Raw genomic sequence first — 4,068 nt, forward strand, 5'->3', positions numbered from 1 at the left:
GGCGTCAGGTTGGCCTGCGGATCGCTCACCAGCGTTTGCCACAGCGCGATAATGTGCAGCAGCGCCAGATGCTGACGCTTGTACTCGTGCAGGCGCTTAATCTGCACATCAAACATCGCCTCAGGATTCACCTTGATGCCGGTGCGTTCTGCGATCCATTGCGTCAGCGCCACCTTGTTCTGCTGCTTGATGGCGCGATACTGCGCCTGGAATGCGGCGTGATCGGCGTAAGTTTCTAGCGCTTTCAGCTGATCGAGATCGGTAAGCCACGGCTGATCAAGAGTTTTAGTGATCAACGCCGCCAGCGCCGGATTGCACTGATTAATCCAGCGGCGCGGCGTGATGCCGTTGGTGACGTTATGGAATTTTTCTGGCCACAGCGCGTGATATTCCGGGAACAGGTCTTTCACCACCAGCTGCGAGTGCAGCGCTGCCACACCATTCACCGCAAAGCCGCTGGTGACGCAAAGATTGGCCATGCGCAGCTGATTGTTGTGTACCAGCGCCAGTTTCGCCCAGGTCGCTTCGTCGCCCGGCCAGTGCGCCTCAACCTGCTTCTTCAGCTGAGCATTGAGTTGGTTAACGATCAGCATATGGCGCGGCAGTAGGGCGCGCACCATGCGCACATCCCAGCACTCCAGCGCTTCAGGCATCAAAGTGTGATTGGTATAGGCAAAGGTGCGTTGGGTGATGTGCCACGCCTCGTCCCAGCTTAGCGCGTGTTCATCCAGCAGCAGACGCATCAACTCGGGGATCGCCAGAGTGGGATGGGTATCGTTAAGCTGAATCACTTCATAATCCGGCAAGGATTCGATGCTGCGTCCGGCGCGTTGGTGGCGGCGCAAAATGTCCGCCAGTGAACAGGCGCACTGGAAATATTGCTGCATCAGGCGCAGCTTTTTGCCGTTGTCGTGATTGTCGTTGGGATAGAGCACTTTAGTGAGTTTTTCAGCCTCAATGCCCGGCTGCTCGGCGCGCAGGAAATCCCCGTTATTGAAGCGCTGCAGATTAAACGGCTGCGCATGTTTCGCCTGCCACAGACGCAGCGGCTGGGTAACGCCATTCTGATAACCGACCACCGGCAGATCCCAGGCCTCGCCGAGAATTTGCACCGCCGGCTCCCAGCGGACAACGCCATTCTGCGTGATGACTTTGCCACCGAGATGGACCGGCACGGTTAGCGCCGCGTTGTGGTTAAACCACGGATAGCTATCGCGCTGCCAGTTATCCGGCATCTCCTGCTGCGCGCCATCAACGAAGTGCTGGCGGAACAGGCCGTACTGATAATTGAGTCCGTAGCCGGTGGCGGGTTGTCCGACCGTCGCCATCGAATCGAGAAAACAGGCAGCGAGCCGGCCCAAACCGCCGTTGCCCAACGCCGGATCGGTTTCACACTCTTCCACGTCGCTCAGCGTGATATTCCACTCGGCCAGCGCCGCGTTGACCTCGTCATACCAGCCAAGGTTGAGCAGATTGTTACCGGTCAGTCGGCCAATCAAAAACTCCATTGAGATGTAGTTAACGTGGCGCTGCGGCGTGGCGGATGGCGGCGCAGGCATCTCCGCCAGCATGTCGGCCAATGCGCCACTCAGCGCCTGCCACCATTGATTCGGCGTCATCTCTTGCGCATCGTGCAGACCAAAACGTTGCCATTGGCGGGTTAGCGCGTGTTTAAAACGGGTGCGATCAAATTTCATAATCAGTCCTGTAAGGGCGGAGGTGAATGTGCTTCATTCTGCGCGTCAGCCATTACGCGCTCCTCCTCCTGTACCAAATTCAGCGGGGAGGATGAGCGGGGAGGAGAGGCTGAGGGAAATCTTAAAGTGTGACAGGAATGTGATAACCGTCGCTTTTGTTAAGACTGCTTAATGGGTTCGCTTGCAATAGGTAAATGAATGTCTGAACGTATGTGACTATTAATTACGAAGCGTAAAATAATGATGCGCCACGTTTAGGGAGAAGCGTTCACCGATGTTAATACCCTCCAAACTTAGCCGACCCGTCCGCCTTGAGAACACCGTTGCGCGCGAGCGCCTGATGCAAAAATTGGGCGCGGCGGGCAATTACCGTTTGGTGTTGGTGACCAGTCCGGCGGGATATGGCAAAACCACGCTGATCTCACAATGGGCGGCGGGGAAAGCCAATCTGGGCTGGTATTCACTGGATGAGGGCGACAATCAACCTGAACGCTTCGTCGATTACTTAATTGCCGCCCTGCAGCAGGCAACGCAGGGCGGCTGCGCTTCCAGCGAAGCGCTGGCGCAGAAACGGCAGTACATCAATCTTAATGCGCTTTTCGCCCAGTTGTTCAGTGAGTTGGCGGCGTGGCAGCAACCGATTTGGCTGATCATTGATGATTACCATCACATCACTAATCCCGCGATTCACGACGCGATGCGCTTCTTTTTACGCAATCAGCCGGAAAATGTGACGCTGATTTTGCTGTCACGTAATCTGCCGCAGCTCGGCATTGCCAACCTGCGCGTGCGTGAACAGCTGATTGAGTTGGGCAGCCAGCAGCTGGCCTTTACCCATCACGAAGCCAAACAGTTTTTTGATTGCCGCCTGACGACGCCGCTGGAATGGGAAGAGAGCGGGCGTTTGTGCGATGACGTGGCGGGTTGGGCGACGGCGTTGCAGCTGATCGCGCTCTCGACGCGTCAGGGCGCCAGCTCTGCCCAGGATTCCGCGCGCCGCCTTTCCGGCATTAACGCCAGCCATCTGGCGGATTATCTGGTTGAGGAAGTGCTGAATAACGTCGATAGCGCCACGCGACAGTTCTTGCTGAAAAGCGCGCTACTGCGATCGATGAACGACACGCTGATTGCCTGCGTAACCGGTGAAGAGCAAGGGCAGATGCGGCTGGAAGAGATTGAGCGTCAGGGCCTTTTTTTGCAGCGCATGGATAACTCGGGCGAGTGGTTTAGCTATCATCCGCTGTTTGGCAGTTTCTTGCGTCAGCGCTGTCAGTGGGAACTGGCGGCGGAACTGCCGGCGTTGCATCGCGCGGCCGCTGAAAGCTGGATGCGTCTCGGTTTTCCTGGCGAAGCGATCCATCATGCGCTGGCCGCCGGTGATGCGCTAATGCTGCGCGACGTGCTGCTGCAATACGCCTGGACGCTGTTTAATCAGAGCGAACTCACGCTGCTGGAAAATTCTCTTAAGGCGCTGCCGTGGGAGATTCTGCTGGAAAATCCAAAACTGCTGCTGTTGCAGGCGTGGTTGATGCAAAGCCAGCACCGTTTTTCTGAAGTGAGCAGTTTGCTGACGCGCTTTGAGCACTCCTGCAGCGAAGAGATTGATGATGTGCTGCGCGGCGAATTTAACGCGCTGCTGGCGCAGGTTTCTATTAACGACGGTAACGCCGAGGAAGCCGAGCGGCTGGCGTTGCTGGCGCTCGACGCGCTGCCGGAAAGCCGACAATACAGCTGCATTGTGGCCACTTCGGTATTGGGCGAAGTGATGCATTGCAAAGGCGAGCTAACCAGTTCGCTGAAGCTGATGCGTCAGACCGAGCAGATGGCGCGTCGCGAAGAAGCGTGGAATTACGCGCTGTGGAGCCTTATCCAGCAGAGTGAAATTCTGTTCGCGCAGGGATTTTTACAGTCCGCTTATGAGATGCAGGATCGGGCGTTTGTATTGGTCAAAGAGCAGCATCTGACACAGTTCCCGATGCATGAATTCCTGCTGCGTATTCGCGCGCAACTGTTATGGGCGTGGGGCCGACTTGACGAGGCGGAACAGGCGGCGCGGGAAGGGATAAAAGTGCTGAAAGGCTATCAGCCGCAGCAGCAGATTCAGTGCCTCGGTTTGCTGGTGCAGTGTTCGCTGGCGCGCGGCAATCTCGATAACGCGCGCAGCCACCTCAGTCGGCTTGAGAATCTGCTCAACAACGGATCGCTGCACAGCGATTGGATCGCCAATGCCGATAAAGTGCGGGTGATTTTCTGGCAGATGACCGGCGACAGTCAAAGCGCCAGCAGCTGGATGCGCCAGACGGCGAAACCGGAGTTCGCCAATAATCACTTCCTGCAAGGTCAGTGGCGCAACGTGGCGCGCGCGCAGATT

Annotated in this window: 2 protein-coding genes; one reads left to right on the forward strand and one right to left on the reverse strand. The window is 56.9% G+C overall.

Going from position 1 to position 4,068, the window contains the following annotated elements; translation table 11 throughout:
- On the reverse strand, nucleotides 1–1,697 hold a 1,697-nt coding region (glgP, locus tag RTY00_RS21155), incomplete at its 3' end, for a glycogen/starch/alpha-glucan family phosphorylase (protein ID WP_312666030.1).
- Between the two features lie 274 nt (nucleotides 1,698–1,971).
- On the opposite strand from glgP, the gene malT reads away from it, so the two are divergent.
- On the forward strand, nucleotides 1,972–4,068 hold a 2,097-nt coding region (gene malT, locus RTY00_RS21160; RefSeq protein ID WP_312666032.1), incomplete at its 3' end, for an HTH-type transcriptional regulator MalT.

It is taken from the genome of Pantoea sp. CTOTU49201, assembly GCF_032054795.1.
Taxonomy (GTDB): domain Bacteria; phylum Pseudomonadota; class Gammaproteobacteria; order Enterobacterales; family Enterobacteriaceae; genus Pantoea; species Pantoea symbiotica.